We start from the raw sequence: 17,094 nt of genomic DNA, 5'->3' as shown, positions 1-17,094 counted from the left end.
CCGCGGACGGTGCGAGTGGTTAGGCTCGGGCCGAGCGCGCGGCCGAATGCCACACCGGCCACGACAACCCCGTCCACCGTCGGCCGAGGAAGGCAACACCGGTGATCGATCTGGTCGTGCTGGCCGGACTGATCGTCGGCTACGCGCTGGTCTCCGGTCGCGTGCAACGCACGTCGTTGACCGCGCCGATGGTCTTCGTGACCGCCGGGCTCGCGCTCGGCCCCGCGGGGCTGGACGTCATCGGTGGCCCGGTGACCGAGTCCACCGTCCGGGTGCTGGCCGAGGTCACGCTGGTGCTCGTGCTGTTCACCGATGCGGCACGTATCGAGCTGCCCGTGTTGCGGCGGGAGTATCACTTCCCGTTGCGGCTGCTGGCGATCGGCATACCCGCCGCCGTCGCGCTCGGCGCGGGTACCGCGCTGCTCGTCTTCGACGACTTCGGGGTGTGGGAGGCCGCGCTGCTGGCCGCTGTGCTGGTGCCGACCGATGCCGCCCTCGGCGCTTCCGCGGTCTTCGACGAGCGGCTGCCGGTGCGGATCCGGCAGACAGTGAACGTGGAGAGCGGGCTCAACGACGGCATCGCGCTGCCTGTTGTGCTGCTGTTCGCGGCGGTCGCTGGGACGGCCGGGTCCGGTGCGGGCTCAGCCGTGTCGTGGGTGGAGTTCGCCGCCGAGCAGATCGGCCTCGGTGTGCTGGTGGGGCTGGTCACGGGTTTGCTCGGTGGCTGGCTTCTCACGCGGGTCGACAGGGCGGGCTGGATCAACGCGACCTACCGGCGCCTGGCGGTACTCGCCATCGCGGGCCTCGCCTACGGCGGCGCCGAGCTGGTCACCGGAAACGGCTTCATCGCGAGCTTCGTCGCCGGGCTGAGCTTCGGATTCGTCGCACGCAGCCAGTGCCCGCAGGTGCACGAGTTCGCCGAGCGGGAAGGCGAGCTGCTGGCCATCGCGACGTTCGCGATGTTCGGCGCGATCATCGCCGGTCCCCGGCTGGCGGACATGGACTGGCGGGTCGTCGCCTACGCCGTGCTCAGCCTGCTCGTGGTCCGGGTGGTCGCCGCCTGCGTCGCGATGGCAGGCACCAAGGTGACGTGGACGACCATGCTGTTCTTCGGCTGGTTCGGACCGCGCGGGCTGGCTTCGATCCTGTTCGGGTTGCTCGTGGTCGAGCACGCCGGGATCGCGGTCGCCGACGAGATCATGGTCGTCACCAGTGCCACCGTGCTGCTGAGCGTGTACGCGCACGGGATCAGCGCGGCGCCGCTGGCGCGGGCGTTCGGGCAGCACGCCAACCGGTACCCGGCGACGGCACCCGAACGTTCCCCCGTCACCGAACACCATGTGCGCAACCGCCCCACGTGACGGCGCGTTCGCGGCCGCGCGCCACGAGTCCGATGCCAGCCTGCCCGTATCTCGTTTCCTGGTTCCGAGCCTGCTCATCCGTGGTCGCGATCGCTTCACAGCGTGCGCGCGAGCCGCATGCCGCCGAAGATCCACCGCGCGGACGGCGGGAAGAAGTTCCGGTAGCTGGCACGCATGTGGTCGGACGGCGTGACGCAGCTGCCACCGCGTAGCACGTGCTGATTGACCATGAACTTGCCGTTGTATTCGCCGATCGCACCGGCGGGCGGCTGGTAGCCCGGATACGGCAGGTACGCGCTGCCCGTCCACTCCCACACGTCGCCGAACATCTGCCGCGGCCCCTGCCCGTGGCCGGACGGCCGAGGGTGTAGCACGGCAGGATCCAGGAGGTTGCCACCCACCGGCTGCCGGGCACCGAAGGCTTCCCACTCGAACTCGGTGGGCAACCGCGCACCAGCCCAGCGGGCATAAGCATCGGCCTCGTAGTAGCTGATGTGACAGACCGGCTCAGCCGGATCGACCGCGCGGGGGCCGGACAACGTGAACACTTCCCACTCGCCGCCAGATCGCGACCAGTAGAGCGGTGCCTGCCAACCCTCGGACTGCACGGTGGCCCAGCCGTCGGACAACCACAGCTCGGGACGCTGGTAGCCGCCGCTGTCGATGAACTCCAGCCACTCGCCGTTGGTGACCGGGCGGTCAGCCAACGCGAACGGATGCAACCACGCCTGGTGGCGCGGTTGTTCGTTGTCGTAGGCGAATCCGCCGCCGTCGTGACCGATATCCACGAAGCCGCCTGCGTGCTCGACCCATTCCTGACGCGTCGCCGAGGTCGCTCCGGGTGTGTCCAGCGCCGCGTAAACCGGCGCCAGCGGGTTACACGAGAGCACATGCTTGATGTCCATGAGCAGCAGCTCCTGGTGCTGCTGCTCATGATTCAACCCCAGCTCGATCAACCGCAGCGTTTCGGCGTCCGGGTCCCGTTCGAGCAAGCGGCGCATCGCCGCGTCCACGTGCGCACGATACTCGGATATCTCGTCCAGACCGGGTCGCGAGATGAGGCCGCGCGCCGAGCGCGGGTACTGGGAGCCGACGGTGTTGTAGTAAGAGTTGAACAGGTAGGAGAACCGCGGATGGAACTCCCGGTATCCGGGGTCCGTCGCCGACAGCAGGAACGTCTCGAAGAACCACGAGGTGTGCGCGCGGTGCCATTTGGTCGGGCTGACCTCGGGCGCGGACTGGACCGTCTGGTCCTCCGGCGAGAGCGGGCCGGCCAACCGCTCCGTGAGCGCGCGCACCTCCTCGTACTTCTCGGCCAGTTCGGTGCTGGCCGGTATCGTCTGTGCCCCCAACATCGTCATGGAACGCTCCTCCCTGCGTTTGCCGAAGGCGGGCCGTACTCCCGCCCTGCCGACGATCATGGCACGCGTCGGGAGCCCCGGGCATGGCGTTCGTGGAGCCGACCGGTTGAACCATCGATGACGAGCGCGTCGCCGGTCACGCACGAGAAGCGGCCTTGCGCGCCCGGGTCGTTGTGCGTCAGGCATGTATCCAGCACTGACTGGTTCACCGGCCGCAGCGTGACCGATTCCCGCTGCCTCCCATTTCGAGACCGTGCGTTCCGCTCGACAAACGGATGGTTGATCGCCGTCACGGCGAAGCCGCTGAGCTCGAAGCTCGCGCCGTCGGGATTCAGGAGCAGCAAGGGCGGAGGGGACAGGGAACATTAGCACCGCGTGCGGTCCACGTAGACCTAGCACCGGGAGATCAGGGGCAACGGCGGCTCGGCCATTATCGGCCCGAACCTCAAAGGCCCTGGCCTCTATCAAGGCGGCTACTGTGCGGGGTGGCCAGGGACGGATTCGAACTGTCGACCTTACGCTTCTCAGGTCCCGGGTAGTGGGTTCACACCCACTCTGGTGTTGCTCCAGTCGAGGTCAGGAAACTGCTGAGACGTCAGTAACGGTGGTGAAGTCGGACGGACTGAGACTGGCACCGAGATGACGCGAACGCGAGATCAACCCGCCACCAGCGGACGAGCTCAGCTTCCATACGTCGCATACTCACACAGGACGCGTCGAACTCACGCACCTAGCGCGTCACCCCATCGGCAATAGAAACTCACCCAATAGCACTCCCGCATGGCAATGACTGTGTGTAACAAGATGCGACCTCCGAGCGACAAGACCACGAGAAGTTACACCTATTTGCCCGATTACGCAACTTATATCGTCTGGGATCATTATATGACAGACAACGACCGCTTATTGCCCGATGGTCCTTCGTGACATTCGGGCGCCTGGGAGGCCTAGCTAAGGATGTTCTTATGACACCACCCCTCGACTGCCCAAGAACCACCGCCAGCATGCAGCACTTAGCCAAGGTGCCGGCGTGTACCTAAGTCGCGCAACCGTTCACGGCTTTCGCGCCTCCGCTGACGCTCCTATTGTTTGCGATCTACCGGGTAGGTTTTCTGTCCTTATCGGCGCAAACAGCACTGGAAAGACAACAATTACCGATGCCCTCTATCTGGGGCATCCACATAATTTTCCGCAGTTAAACCGGCCGAGCGCTGCCACGTTAAGCGGCAAGACTCCTCGTCAGATCAACGTCGAATATTCACTAAGCCCCTCGGGACAGCCAGAGAGTCCGCTTGGCAAATCACTAAGGGCACATGGAACGCCTGCGCCGACCTGGACGCGACAACTAGAGAGAAGTCTTGGCCGTGTCCGCTCGTCCACGATTGGCACATATTCAGACGATGCGGACCAGATACGGTTCGTCTACCTGCAAGCTCAACGCAATCCACTTGACGAGCTGGCGCGACGTGAGGCTCAAATTCTGGTTGAGCTATTCCGGGCTGAGCAGCAGCGTAGGCGCGGACACCGAAATCTCACCGAGCTACGTGCTATAGCGGCACGTTTCCTGGACCAGCTCACACAGTCTGGGCTTATCGCGTCGGTGGAACGACGAGTCAGGGAGCATATGAGCGCGCTGTCCTCAGGTGTCAACCGCCAACATGCCTTCATTGGTGGGCAGGAAGTTGACGACACTTATCTTGCACGTGTACTCGAACTGCTGATCAGTAGCATTGACGACAGGGCGTTTGCCCAGCGTCTGGAAGTATCTGGGCTCGGTTACGTGAACTTACTGCACATTGCTGTCGTTCTAGCTGCGATCCCCGATAGCGTCGGGACGCCCGCATCGACCGGCGCCGGAGCGGACGGTACGTATCGGGCCGAATCCGAAGAGGCAGCCGCCCACAAAGACATCGACGTCAAGTCGCCTACAGACGAGGAACGCCTAAATCAAGCGGAAGCGGAAGCCGAATCCGAACAGGACTCCTTCTTTCCTGACTTGTTCCACGTTACAGTCGTAGTTGAAGAACCTGAGGCTCACTTACACCCCCAATTGCAGCACGGTCTCGCTCGTTACCTGCAGCAGGTGACCAAACTCCGACCCGAGATTCAAGTTATCATCAGCAGTCATGCAGGTGAAATCATTTCAGCTTGCCAACCTGAAGAACTGGTCGTTCTACGCCGGACGAACGACGGCAATAGCACGTCTCGTTGCATAGCGCAAATTCCGTTCCACGACCGAGGAAAGACTCTTCGAATGGCAAGACTGCATATGGATGCGACACGTTCAGCATCCCTCTTTGCCGAACGCATGCTGCTGGTTGAGGGCGTAACTGATGCCGTACTAGTACGGCAGTACGGTCGAGCATGGGCTTCAAACGATTCCCAGAAGCAAAGATTTATTGATGCCCTGACTATCACTGTCATGGGAAGCAGAGTTGGACGTTGGCCCCTTGACCTACTCGCCACACCCGGACACGAGATTGTGCAGCGCGTCGCTATCCTAACCGATACCGACACACGAGACGGTGATTCTTTTTCCCCTCCTGCATGGATCAATTCCTACGATGCTGCTGTCGTGAGAGGATTCTTTAGTAAGCCAACTTTAGAACCATCAATCACTCCGGGAAATGAGGAAGCAGTGACTGCTGCTCTCAAGTCTATAGGGATTTCTGCCCCGTCCGAAGTCACCGACGAAGTCGTTGACAGCATATTCCAGAATTCGGGTAGAAACCGCAAAGGTGAGTTCGCCCTTGAGCTCGGATCAGAACTTTCCAGACGGCTTGACAACAATGACTCGGTAGCTGTCCCATTGCATTTCCAGGAAATGTTCAAGTTTCTCTACATCGACAACGAGGAACCCGATGCCAGCTCGCTTTTCGCTAACGGATGAGCAGCGTCGAGCAGCAGCCAGTCGTGCCGAACATGTGTTCATCATTGCTGCTCCGGGTGCGGGAAAAACTACTATCGCCGCTGAACGCTATGGCGTCACACGCTTCGCAGACCGTGACCCAGGGCGACGCACGATTGGAGTCAGCTTTGCTCGCTCGGCCACGCAAGAGTTCCGGATTCGCGTACAACAACGTTGGGGGACACGCGCCGTCGGCTGGCCGCACGATATCAAGACTCTTGACTCGCTGCACTGCGAGCTTGTCAGGCATCTCCTGGTAACCGGCACGCTCCGCTGGCCTGGTGGCCACACCGAACTCAAGGTGCTCGACATTTGGCGCGGACAACGTGGCGCCCGCTACCTGCAGCCGAATCAAGGATGGCGCCGCGTCGCCACGTTACACGGTCGAGACGTGACGTCAGTCGGTACCCACATCACCCGGCCTGGGTACGGCATCGGGACGAAGCAGCACTTCGAGACTCATCTTGCGAACGGACTATGCACGCACGAGGAGATTCGCGCCGTCCTCCAAGCAGCGTTGTCCCGCGATGACCTTCGACAAGTGCTGGCAGACTATCTCCGCAATACGACCCGCTCGTTGATCGTTGACGAGGTATTCGACGCGAATGACCTCGATGTCGATCTGATCTTGCTCGCAGGGAAAAGTGGGTTACGCACCACGCTCATTGGGGATCCATGGCAAGCTCTATACGAGTTTCGCGGCGCCCAGCCCGACCTCGTACCGCAGCTTGTGAAGAGCCAGGGATACCTATCGCTTCCCGTAACGGAATCATTTCGCTTTGCGACGCACGAGATGCGGCATATTGCGATTGAATTACGAGCTGGGCGAGGCGTCGCCGTAGAGGACGGTTCTGCCGGAGAAGTCGATGTTGTATTGGCTCCTGAGTGGGGGATGTTGTGGCAGTCCGATGCACGCGTCCTCCCGTTGTCCTTTGGGCGAGTGGACAATCAAACTGAGGCTGGAATCATTCTACTGTTAGACCAAGTAGTTACCGAACGTTTCGATCGACGCGCCATCTTCGCACCAGAAGCAATGGCCCTTCTCGGCCTTGAACCGGAGACAGTGCAGGCTGAAGGTTCCTCCCAGTTTCGACAGGTCCTCGAAACCATCAGTCACGGCACACCGGAAGCGATGGCCAGTGCGTTGAACCAACTACGTAGTGCGCTAAAGGAACTCGGAAGTCCTCGCCAGTTACGGACTCTCCCCGGTAGTGGAGAGGAAAAACAACGCGCTCGACTTCATTCCCTTGCCCAAAGATTAAACCAAGCCAGATGCATTCCTGGAATGACCATCCATCAAGCTAAAGGCAAGGAATGGCCCACGGTCGGCGTTCGAGTTCAGCCTACCCAAGCTGACAGAATACGCACAGGTCTTACGGAAAGTAGTGCAAACGATCGCGCACTCTACGTGGCTCTCACACGTGCCAGCGAATCAGTGCGGTTCGTGTAAGCGTCGGTGTGGCGCGGCTAGCTGGCCGAGGGGCAGTTAACCTGTCAAGCGATAATTTACCATGCTTCGATCCTAAAGATTCATGGCGTCGCAGCAACTAGAATGTCGGCCGCGTCGAGCCGCCGCAAACACTCGACGGACAAAAAGCCTCACTCACTGCTTCCGTCACGTTCCATACCTCAGTTACCCTTCCTGGTCGGGGATGGCGACGCAACGGAAGCCGGTGTCATCGTCACACATTGAGGCGGCGGCGTCGTTGAACGATGACGACGTTGCGCGGTCGAAGGGACTGGTCCAAGCTGCGCCCTTCAGGTCGTGGCGGCCTGGTTTGGTCTTGGTGGAGCAGCATTCCCAGATGTTGCCGCAGAAGTCGTAGACGCCGTATGGGCTGACGCCGCTCTGGTAGCAGTCGACCGCGGTGGTCTCCCCTACCCCGTTCTCGCGGACGTTGCACTAGGTCGGCGTGGGTTGATCGCCCCACGGGTACACCGTCCCACGGGTGCCCCGCGCGGTCTTCTCCCATTGCTGGCTGGTGGGGAGCGCCTTGCCGGCCCATTCGGCGTAGGCGCTGGCGTCGTTCCAGGTCACGAAGACGACGGGATGATCAGCGAGCCGTTCCGGATAGGTGCCGTCTATCCAGTGTTGTGGTGGCGTGTGACCGGTGGCGGCGACGAAGCGGGAGTGCTCGGCGTTGGTGCCGGGGTGGACGTCGATGTAGTAGTCCGGTACCCACACCGGTTCGTTGCTGGGTCCTGCGAGGTAGACGCTGCCCTCGACCTTGACCATGAGCCGGCCGTCGACCGGGTGGCGCGTTTCCGTGGAGCCGACGAGGTCGACCTGCGCGTCACCGTTGCCGGGGACTAGCGAGTCGCCGGTCAGGTACGAGAAGCGGGCTTGCGTGTCCGGGTCGTTGCACGTCAGGCACGTATCCAATGCCGCTTGGTTCACCGGTCGCGGAGTGATTGACTCGCCACCGGCTTCCCACTTGGAGATCATGCGTTCGCTGACGCCGAGGTGTGCGGCGAACTCGCGGATGCTCATGCGCTTGGCGTCCCGCAGCGCGCGCACCTCGACGCCGGACCAGTGCTGGACAGTCGCCACGTCTCCACTCCCCTAGTCGATCACCCTTGTCGCAGGAGAGCTGCACTTCAAGCGCGGCTATACCGGTTCGGCCGGGATGTTCCCGTACAACTCCCGCAGCTCCCGCAGGATCGTGTGCTCGGTTGGCCAGCTCGTGCCGTCCACCGAGGCGATCGGGCGAATTCCGGTCGCCGCGTTGGTCGCGAATGCCGCTTCCATGCCCGGCAGGTCCGACAGAGTCAAGGGCTTGGCCGTGATCGGCTCGTCCAATGCCTGGTTGATCAGGGTCATGGTCACACCACTGAGCCATTCCGACCGAGGCCAGACCACCTGGCCATCACGAATGAACCCGATATTCGACGTCGCTAACTCGGAGATCGTGCCGTCGGGGTTCAGGAACAGCACATCGTCGAAACCCTCCCGCTGTGCGGCCCGGCGCCGCTGGAGGGCACCGAACAGGCCGATGTGCTTCACCGCCGGGATCTCGCGCTGGTAGGCGGCGGCCTGCAGCCGTAGTGGCGACGGCGAGGCCGCCCCGGCGTCCCGGGTGGTGACCAGGATGTGTGGGTCCGCGTCGGCACCGACGGTGCCGAGGTTCAGCGCAGGATCGTAGACAGTCACCCGGACCACGATCGCCTCTCGCCGATCCGCCAACGCCTGATGCACGCAGGCGCACACACGGTCGGTGTCGAGGTCGGTGTCGAAGAGGAAGCGGCAATCCTTCGCGAGCCGCTGCATGTGCAAGGACAAGCCCCGCACTCGACCGTTCTCGACAAGCATCGACGTGAAATGCCCGTAGTTGGTCAACGCAAGCGCCGACATCTGGTCAAGCGTCGGAGTGGCGCCATTCAGTTCCATACCGGCCAGCCTCGCACCTCAACGCCTCCACAGGTCCGCACAACCGTGAGGAAGGGTGGGCAACGTTTCTCGGCTACTGGCGATGACATCTGGGCACGGTCAACACGCCGTCGGTAGACGACCGGCCACCCCGCGACCCATCTCCATAACCTGCGTCATTCGTGTGGCCGTCCGGCGCGAACACCACGATGCGGCTTCGCATACACGAACAAGTTTCGGAACCGGCCAAGCTGGAGAAGCATCCCGAGTGGGTACGTTGCTACATCCGTTGCTACAGCAAGGGGGTGCAAGTGAGACTACCTAAACGAAGTCCCTCCGACCGGAGGATCGATCGAAGGGATTTCCGCAGGTCAAGAGGGTGGCCAGGGACGGATTCGAACCGTCGACCTTCCGCTTTTCAGGCGGACGCTCGTACCAACTGAGCTACCTGGCCAAGGGATACTCGCACGGTGACACGCACCGTGCACCGAGGAGTACGTTGGCGACCCTGACGGGACTCGAACCCGCGACCTCCGCCGTGACAGGGCGGCGCGCTAACCAACTGCGCCACAGGGCCATGTAGTTTTCCGTGCTCCCAACGGGATTCGAACCCGCGTCGCCGCCTTGAAAGGGCGGAGTCCTAGGCCGCTGGACGATGGGAGCCCGGCTAGTCCGGCTAACCGGCCAACCGTGTTCCCAGAGTTCCGCCGGTCCGTCCCTGGGAGCCGCGAATAGCATACGACACCCGCGCACAGCGCACCACAGCGGGTGCCACTAAGCGCGGCGTGACGCCCTGACCTGCATCGAACGGCCGGAGCGTGTCACCGCTGCACGGGAGGTACGCCGTCCTCGTCCGGCCGCAACCCGAGCATGTCCAACAGCAGCGCGCAGTCCTCGGCGTCGTGCGCGCTACCGGCGACGGCTCGCCGCGCCCTCTTGAGCTGATCGTCGGAGATCCGAAGCGAGTCAGCACCGGACGAACGCTGCGAAGGAACGCCCATGCCGGAGCCCGTCGATCGCGTCTCTTCCTGACGCATGAGGAACTGGCGGACTTCAAGAGAACCACTCATGGTTCCTCCTCCACTCAACACGGCGTTCCTGACGACTAGCCGCGAGGCTAGCTACTGTGACATCGCACTCACAGTCCCCCGCAGGGTGAACTCTCAAGAACGCTCTGTTGTTCCAACGCCGGCCATCGGGAAGCCCCTACACCCGTACCGCCTTGCGCACAAGGGAGAACGAGGGAACTCCCGGTGGCCGCCTGGTGCAGATTTTCCCATCGATCGCTCGCCGTGAACCCGTATTTCGTGTAACAATCGGGGTGCTGACACACCCCCGGTCAGCGCCTGTGGAGATCCCCTCCGGCCCCCGCGTTCCTCCCCCTGGCGCGGGGGCTTCCTACTGGTTTGCCCGCGCGGTGCGGGGCTAAACGTCACGGTTGGTCCGTGCGGCCGAACGTCGCGGTTACCGGCGCGGCACGGCCGCCTGCATCGGCAGCGCGCGGCTATCCTGTCCCGGTGCCATTCCCTTCACTCGGCCGATCCCGCGGCCGCAACAAGAACCCGACGGACAGCGACGAGCGGCGCCAGGAAGCGCCGACGACCGACAACGAGCGAGTGACCGACCACGAACTGGAGGGTTACATCGCGGCGCTCGCCGGGGAGCCGGTCGCCGGCGAGGACGCGGCGCCCTCCGGGGACGACGAGGAACCGGCCACCGACCCGGGACTGCACATGCGTGACGCACCGCCGATGCAGCTGCGGCTCGCGCCCGCGGCCACCGCACAGCTGGCCGCTATCGCAGGCGAGCGCGGAGTGTCGGCGGAGACCCTTGTCCGCGGATGGGTACTGGACCGATTGTCCTGGGAGTCGTACGGAGCCACCGGCTCGCCACAGCGGTAGCCAGACGAACACCCCCGAAATAAGTTCAGCCCCCGGAGGAACGATCCACCGGGGGCTGAGCAGTCTAGTCGACGCGCCGCGTCAGAGAGCGCGAACCTTCTGGGCCTGCGGGCCCTTCTGGCTCTGGCCTACCTCGAACTCCACACGCTGATTCTCCTCGAGGGTCCGGAACCCCCGACCCTCGATCTCCGAGTAGTGCACAAACACGTCACCCTCGGCGTCGTCCTGCGCGATGAAGCCGAAACCCTTCTCGGCGTTGAACCACTTCACAGTGCCTTGCGCCACCGCTTTACTCCTCGTTACACATCCGTTTCAAGTGCCGCGAACGGCACCCGGGCCGTCCCGGACGGTTCCAACGAGTCGAGCACGTGCACGCTCAGCACACAATCGGCCCGCGTCAGAAGTTCCGCGAGCGTGCGAACACGAACACGCAAAACGACGGCCCAAGGCAAGCCTACCCCGAACCCTCGTCCCGGGAACCCCGCGCCACGATATCGGTCGCACAACAATGAATGTGATATACCTCACACTCATTTGTAGTATGGCGCTACTCTTGCTGAGATGCCGCACGTCCTGCTAATTGCGAGGCGTGCGGTTGGCCACCTCGGCTACGTATCCGCCGTCCGCGTGGTTAGCGTGGACGGCGTGCATAGCGTTCAGCAGTGGCCACCCGTCGAGACCCAACCTCCCCAGGTGCACCCGAAGGCACCCGAGCAAGGCGCGGAGCTCACCTCGCACTACAGCGAGTGCTTCGGCTGCGGTGAGGACCAGCCGGGCGGGCTTCACATGTCATCCACCATCGGCGCCGGGCACGTCGTGCATTCGTCGTTCACCGTATCGGCCGAACACCAGGGCGCTCCCGGCCTCGCACACGGCGGCCTGCTGTCGTGCGCTTTCGACGAGGCGCTGGGGACCGTCGTCGGGCAGCTGCTCCGCAAGCCCGCGGTGACCGGCAAGCTGGAGACCGACTTCCGCAGGCCGGTGCCCGTCGGCTCCACCCTGCACATCACAGCCGAGCTGGACGGAACGGCCGGCCGGAAGGTCTACGCGAGCGCGCGCGGCCACCTCGGCGCTCCGGACGGCCCGGTGGCTGTGGAGGCCCGCGCGCTGTTCGTCGTGGTCGACCTGGAGCACTTCACCGAGCACGGCGACCAGGACGCGTTGAAGAAGCTGCGCGACAGCGCCCGCGAGCCCGAACGCACCGATCGCTGGGACATCAACCCCTGACCGGGCCCGCGGCCGGCACGGCGCAGCGGCTCTCCGAGCCACGGGGTCGGGAGCCGAAGGTGACCGCGGTTCCATAGAAGGAGCCCGATGTCACATTGGGCTCCACACCGCACGGGCTGCTAGGTCAGGGTGCGGGGGCGGATGTCGTTGGCTCGGTCGACCAGGTCGATGCGTTCGTCGCTCGTTGCCGCGAACCTGGCCAGCCAGCGGTAACAGCGCTCGAGACCGAAGCGGACGTCGCGTTCGGACAGTTCGCTACCGAGAACCTCGCCGGGGGCCCACACGGTGCCGTGCGCGTGTGCCGGATCGGCGCGCTGCCACTCCTGCATCCACCCGTACGTCGCCTCGAGCAGGTCCGCCGAAGCCCACGCGCGGCGCTCGGCGTCCAGGTCCAGCCCTTCCAACCGCCGCGAGGCCGCCACCAGCTCGTGCGCGGTGACGACCGGCTGCTGCTGGCCGGCAGGCGGCACCGACGCCGTGATACGCACCGCGTTGACCTGGGCATCGACATGGTGGCTGGAAGACCGGGGGATGGCGTCCAGCGTCTCGATCGCGATGTCGCGCCCGCCCTGCGCCAGGTACACCCGTGCCAGGCCGAACGCGGCGCTCACGTAGCTACGGTCGGTGCGCCACACCTGCTCGTAGAAACGCGCGGCGGCGAAGTAGTCGCCGAGCAGCTCCGCGCAGGCCGCCAGCGCCAGCTTCGGCGCGAGCTCGCCCGGCACGTCGTTGTAGGCCGCGTCGAAGGCCGTCCTGGCGAGCTTCGGCCTGCCTGCGACCAGCTCGATCATCCCCCGGTACCACTCGATACGCCAGTCGTGCGGCATCCCGGCCTTGACAGCCAGGTACTGCGCGGCCTGCAGCTGCCTGCGTGCCTCCTCGAGCTCGTCCAGCTCGATACGCGCCCGCACCACCCGCAGGCGCACCTCGATCGAGTCCTGCGGCGCCCTCGCCAGCGCCTCGATCACCTCGCGGGGCTCCGAGGTCGTCGTCGACGCGAGCAGGCTCGCGGCGACATCGTCGGTGTGCACCAGCGGCGCGGGCAGGCCTGCGATCACATCGTGCGGCTCCGGGGCGGGCACCCGCACCGCCCCGCGGCGACCGGGCGTGCGGTCCGGCACCACCGAGTGCACCCCGAACGTCCTGTTCTCCGCACCGAACACTGTGGACGATCCAGGACGTTCCTCACCGGTACCCAGGGCCATGACCTCGCGCAGCACCCCGGTGAGCTGGTCGGCCATCTCCTCGGCGGAAGCGAAGCGCCTGTCCGGGTCCGCGTGTGTCGCCCGCTTCAGGAACCGGTAGTAGGAGTCGAACAGCTGGAAGAGCGGGACGTTCTCCTGCGGTGGGAGCGTGGTCTTGTACTTGGTGGTGTACCCGGAGAACTCGAAGGACAGCACCGCGAGCGTGCGGCCGACGGTGAACAGGTCCGACTGCACGCTGGCGCCACGTGTGCCCAGCTCCGGAGCGCTGTAGCCCGAGGTGAAGAACAGCGGGCTGGTGTAGTCGTCCATGTGCCGAACCGCGCCCATGTCGATCAGCTTGAGCTGCTCGTTGGTCTGGATGACGTTGTCCGGCTTGAGGTCGCAGTACAGCAACCCCTTGTTGTGCAGGTACCCCAGCGCGGGCAGGATCTCCAGGCCGTAGGCGATGACCTGCCCGATCGGCATGCTCTCCGGCCGCCCGGCCGCGCGGTGCCTGGCGAGCGCCAGCTGGCGCAGGGACTGCCCGCCGACGTACTCCATCACGATGTAGCCCACCGAATGGCCGGTACGCGGGTCCTCGTGCTTGACGAAGTTGTAGATCTTGACGATGTTCGGGTGCTCGACCTCGGCCAGGAAGCGGGTCTCGTTGACCGCCGCCTCCGTCGCCGTCGCGTCCCCGGTGTCGATCAGACCTTTCAGCACCACCCAGCGGTCGTTGACGTTGCGGTCGGTAGCCAGGTAGATCCACCCGAGCCCGCCGTAGGCGAGCGCGCCGAGCACCTCGTACTGCCCTCCGACCACCTCGTTCGGACGCAGGCGGGGAGTGAAGGAGTACGCGGCGCCGCAGTTGGCACACGTCCCCTCGGTGGGACCCGGCTCCCCGTCGCTACCGCGCCCGACCTTCGCGTCGCAGCGCGCGCAGTAGCGCTTGTGCTCGGCGACCACGGGATCGTCCAGCACCGCCGACGAGGGGTCCCGGTACGGCACGGGCGGCACCTCGACGAGCCCCGCGCCCAGCGCGCCCCTGCGGGAACGTCGCGACCCGCGCGAGGACGACCGCCGCGAGCTACGCGGGAACGTCTCGTCGCCGGTGCCCTGCGACCCCGAGCGGGAGTCCGAGCGAGAATCCGAGCGCGACCCCGACCCCCTTCCGGAGCCGGAGCCCGACCCGGAGTCCGGCTCGGAGCCGGACCGGGAGTCCGAGCGCGAGTCCGGCTCGGAGTCACTGTCGCCGGGCTGCTCCAGCACGCTGTCCGGGCCGGGTTCGGGCAGCGCGGGTTCGCGTGCCGGCGACTCGCCGGAGGGACGCACCACCCGCGTCTCCGGTCGCTCGGTGAACAGCGCGCTGGTCAGTTCCTGCTCGTCCGGTCCACTCATCGATACCTCGCATCCGGTGGGCTCGCACCGCCGAGCACCGGTTCGATCCACCTGTCGTAGAGCTCGTCCCACCGGTCTTCGCGCACGTCCTCCAGCACGGCATTGACGTACCGGACCATGTCCTCGTCTCCCGGCGGGATACCGATGGCGTAGGGCTCCTCGGTGAACGGCTCACCAACCACCTCGGTGGTCGGGTCCTGCTCGGCCATGCCGGCCAGGATGGTGTCGTCGGTGGACACAGCCTCCACCTGCCGCTGCTGTAGCATGACCAGGCAGTCGGACCAGTTCGGCACCGACACCGGCTCCGGGGCCGCCTCGGCGATGTTGCGCAGCGAGGTGGATCCTTCCGCGGCACACACCCGTTGACCGGCGAGGTCGTCGAGGCTGTCCACGCCGGAGGCCGCCCGCACGAGGACCCGCTGGCCCGCTTCGAAGTACACGCTGGAGAACTCGACGTGCTCCCGGCGCGCGCAGTTGACCGTCATCGTGCGCACGACGATGTCCACATCGCCCTCGCGCAGGGCGGGGATACGCTCCGCCGAGGTGATCGTGCGGAACCGTACCCGGTCACGGTCACCGAAGATCGCGCCCGCGACCTCGCGCGCGATATCGATGTCGAACCCCTCCAGCTGCCCGGTCGCGGGGTTGTGGAACCCGAACAGGAAGGTGTTCTGGTCCACACCCGCGACCAGGTGACCGCGATCGCGGATCTCGGCCATCGTCGAGCCGTCCGGGATATCCGCCCCGTCCGGCTCCAGGCTCGCCGTGGCGTCGCAGTCGTCGTCGGCGACCTCGCCGTCCTCTTCGGGCGGTGCCCCGCCGACACCCGCCGGTTGCGGCCGCTGGGCGACGACCTGCCCGCTGAGGTCGCGCGGCTCACCGGCGGGGCCGCACGCGGCCACGGCGAGGCCGAGCGCCGGCAGCAGCGCCACCAGCAGATGCCGCGGGTGACGCCGCGCGTGCCGCCTGGTCCGCGGGGTCATCGATACTCCCTCAACCGTTCCCCGACCCCGACCGTGATGCCCAGCGCCGCCACGACGCTGAGAACGGCCAGGCCCTGCGGGAGCGCGTGCAGCGCACGGGAAGCGGTCGTGGTGCTGTCCACGAAGTCCTGCCGCCCCTCGTCGATGGCCTGGCTGAGGTTGTCGTCGAGCGCGTGGAACGCCCGCGCGGCCCCCTCGTCGTCCGCGCTGATCGCGAGCTCCACCGCCGCGCCGTAGTCACCCTCGTCGCTGTGCTCGCGGATCCGCTCGTCGGCGAGACGCCAGCTCTCCGCGTTCTCGATCGCCTCGTTCACGAGCTCCTCCGCCGGGCCACCTGCGGCTTGCTCACGCACCTCCCCGAGCAGGCCACCTGCGCCGTCCGAACCGCCCAGTTGCCGGGACAGCCTGCTGAATCCCTCCGCGTGCTGGTCCCCGGCCCCACGCGCCACAAGCGACATCGTCTGGTCGGCCCTGGCCTGCAGCGCTACGATCCGTGTACTGACCAGCCGGTCGGCCTGCTCGGTACCGTCGCGCTGCCCGGAGCCGACCTGCACCCCGTGCACGACCAGCGCGACGGACGTCCACAGCAGACTCACGAGTACCGCCACCGTCGCCACCACCAGGCCGGGGTTGAGCACCCGGTTCGTCCTGCGTTGCAGGTAGCGCTGCGTGGCGAGCAGCGCGGCGACAAGCCCGAGCGCGAGCAACGCGGTGAACACGGGAAACGAGCGCGCATCCCGCTGCTGCTCGGCGAGGCGGCCGGTCTCGAGCTCGTAGAGCTCCTGCGCGGCGGGCAGGATCGTCGAGCGCATCAGCTCCGACGCCTCCTGCAGGTAGGAAGCCCCCACCGGGAACCCTTGCCGGTCGTTGGCGCGCGCGGTCTCGACCAGCCCGGTGTAGACCGGCAGTTGCTGACCGATGATGTCGACCTGCTCGGCGGCCTCCGGAACCTCCTGGGCGGAGGCCGCTGCCTTGGCCAGCGACGCCCCGGCCTGGGCGATACTGTCCTCGTAACGTTCGCGCAGCCGTTCCGTCTCGGAGTCGTCGGCCAGAAGGGCCCCGGCCGCGGTGGCCTCGGCGTCCGACAGTGCGCTGTAGACACGTTGGGCCTCGGCGGTCACCGGCTCACGATGCTCGAGCAACCCGTCGACGGCGTCCTTCTTGCCCTGCGCCATGACCGTGCTGACGAGCCCGACCAGCAGGGTCAGCGTGACCAGTCCGACGGCGATCATCGACAACCTGCCGGGTGTCCGCGCGGCCGAGACGGCCAGGCGGCGGAACGCCTGCTGTGCCAGCTCGACCAAGCCACCGATCCACGCCCGGTACCCCGGCGTGCGTGGGGACTCCCCGGAGCCGTCGGCGTCGGTGTTCCAGCTTCCCCCGGGGGTTGTCATCGGCCCATCC

The 17,094-nt window shown here is 65.5% G+C and carries 13 protein-coding genes, 3 tRNA genes and 1 pseudogene; 5 read left to right on the top strand and 12 right to left on the bottom strand.

Features of this window, described 5'->3' with window-relative positions:
- Window positions 1-101: 101 nt before the first annotated feature.
- Window positions 102-1,361, top strand: a complete 1,260-nt coding sequence (locus tag H0B56_RS03000) for a cation:proton antiporter domain-containing protein (protein ID WP_180891359.1) — start codon at window positions 102-104, stop codon at window positions 1,359-1,361.
- Between the two features lie 95 nt (window positions 1,362-1,456).
- Here the strand turns inward: H0B56_RS03000 and egtB are convergent, their stop codons facing one another.
- Window positions 1,457-2,722 (bottom strand): ergothioneine biosynthesis protein EgtB, encoded by a 1,266-nt coding sequence (gene egtB / locus H0B56_RS02995; RefSeq protein WP_180891358.1) that lies wholly within the window; start codon window positions 2,720-2,722, stop codon window positions 1,457-1,459.
- A gap of 56 nt (window positions 2,723-2,778) precedes the next feature.
- A complete protein-coding gene (locus H0B56_RS02990) occupies window positions 2,779-3,066 on the bottom strand; it encodes a hypothetical protein (protein WP_180891357.1) in 288 nt (95 codons plus the stop codon).
- Between the two features lie 1,280 nt (window positions 3,067-4,346).
- Between H0B56_RS02990 and H0B56_RS02985 the strand changes: the two genes are divergently transcribed.
- Window positions 4,347-5,612 (top strand): ATP-dependent nuclease, encoded by a 1,266-nt coding sequence (locus H0B56_RS02985; protein ID WP_180891356.1) that lies wholly within the window; start codon window positions 4,347-4,349, stop codon window positions 5,610-5,612.
- On the top strand, window positions 5,584-7,080 hold the full coding sequence (locus H0B56_RS02980) for a UvrD-helicase domain-containing protein (protein ID WP_180891355.1): 1,497 nt from the start codon (window positions 5,584-5,586) through the stop codon (window positions 7,078-7,080). The genes H0B56_RS02985 and H0B56_RS02980 overlap by 29 nt, the downstream gene beginning before the upstream one ends.
- A 183-nt stretch (window positions 7,081-7,263) precedes the next feature.
- Here the strand turns inward: H0B56_RS02980 and H0B56_RS02975 are convergent.
- The 6 genes and pseudogenes from H0B56_RS02975 to H0B56_RS02950 all read right to left on the bottom strand — a co-directional run bounded on the left by H0B56_RS02975 (window position 7,264) and on the right by H0B56_RS02950 (window position 10,067).
- Window positions 7,264-8,148: pseudogene (locus tag H0B56_RS02975) on the bottom strand (SUMF1/EgtB/PvdO family nonheme iron enzyme).
- A gap of 90 nt (window positions 8,149-8,238) precedes the next feature.
- Window positions 8,239-9,018 (bottom strand): aminotransferase class IV family protein, encoded by a 780-nt coding sequence (locus H0B56_RS02970; protein ID WP_180891354.1) that lies wholly within the window; start codon window positions 9,016-9,018, stop codon window positions 8,239-8,241.
- 359 nt (window positions 9,019-9,377) lie between these two features.
- Window positions 9,378-9,451, bottom strand: a tRNA-Phe gene (locus H0B56_RS02965).
- Window positions 9,452-9,497: 46 nt separating this feature from the next.
- A tRNA-Asp gene (locus H0B56_RS02960) sits at window positions 9,498-9,574 on the bottom strand.
- Window positions 9,575-9,587: 13 nt separating this feature from the next.
- Window positions 9,588-9,660, bottom strand: a tRNA-Glu gene (locus H0B56_RS02955).
- A gap of 158 nt (window positions 9,661-9,818) precedes the next feature.
- Window positions 9,819-10,067, bottom strand: coding sequence for a hypothetical protein (locus H0B56_RS02950; RefSeq protein WP_180891353.1), 249 nt, complete (start codon window positions 10,065-10,067; stop codon window positions 9,819-9,821).
- 447 nt (window positions 10,068-10,514) lie between these two features.
- On the opposite strand from H0B56_RS02950, the gene H0B56_RS02945 reads away from it, so the two are divergent.
- The gene (locus H0B56_RS02945; protein WP_180891352.1) at window positions 10,515-10,898 is read left to right on the top strand and encodes a hypothetical protein; all 384 of its coding nucleotides are present in this window, start codon (window positions 10,515-10,517) and stop codon (window positions 10,896-10,898) included.
- An 81-nt stretch (window positions 10,899-10,979) separates the two neighbouring features.
- On the opposite strand, the gene H0B56_RS02940 is transcribed toward H0B56_RS02945, so the two are convergent.
- Entirely contained in the window at window positions 10,980-11,183 is a 204-nt protein-coding gene (locus H0B56_RS02940; protein ID WP_089300447.1) for a cold-shock protein, read from the bottom strand.
- Window positions 11,184-11,543: 360 nt separating this feature from the next.
- Here H0B56_RS02940 and H0B56_RS02935 point away from each other — a divergent pair, with 360 nt between their 5' ends.
- Window positions 11,544-12,125, top strand: a complete 582-nt coding sequence (locus H0B56_RS02935) for a PaaI family thioesterase (protein ID WP_343063727.1) — start codon at window positions 11,544-11,546, stop codon at window positions 12,123-12,125.
- Between the two features lie 119 nt (window positions 12,126-12,244).
- Here H0B56_RS02935 and H0B56_RS02930 read toward each other — a convergent pair whose 3' ends face one another.
- Genes H0B56_RS02930 through H0B56_RS02920 form a run of 3 tightly spaced genes read right to left on the bottom strand, consistent with a single transcriptional unit; the run spans window position 12,245 to window position 17,084 of the window.
- On the bottom strand, window positions 12,245-14,707 hold the full coding sequence (locus H0B56_RS02930) for a serine/threonine-protein kinase (RefSeq protein ID WP_180891350.1): 2,463 nt from the start codon (window positions 14,705-14,707) through the stop codon (window positions 12,245-12,247).
- Window positions 14,704-15,690 carry a glutamate ABC transporter substrate-binding protein gene (locus H0B56_RS02925; RefSeq protein ID WP_180891349.1) on the bottom strand — a complete coding sequence of 329 codons (987 nt, stop codon included), beginning with the start codon at window positions 15,688-15,690 and terminating at the stop codon, window positions 14,704-14,706. The genes H0B56_RS02930 and H0B56_RS02925 overlap by 4 nt, the downstream gene beginning before the upstream one ends.
- On the bottom strand, window positions 15,687-17,084 hold the full coding sequence (locus H0B56_RS02920) for a hypothetical protein (RefSeq protein WP_246360783.1): 1,398 nt from the start codon (window positions 17,082-17,084) through the stop codon (window positions 15,687-15,689). The genes H0B56_RS02925 and H0B56_RS02920 overlap by 4 nt, the downstream gene beginning before the upstream one ends.
- Between the last annotated feature and the right edge of the window lie 10 nt (window positions 17,085-17,094).

The organism is Haloechinothrix aidingensis (assembly GCF_013450155.1).
In the GTDB taxonomy this organism is placed as follows: Bacteria; Actinomycetota; Actinomycetes; order Mycobacteriales; family Pseudonocardiaceae; genus Haloechinothrix; species Haloechinothrix aidingensis.
Note: the sequence above shows the minus strand (reverse complement) of the source record. Positions and strands in the feature narration are given on the sequence as shown.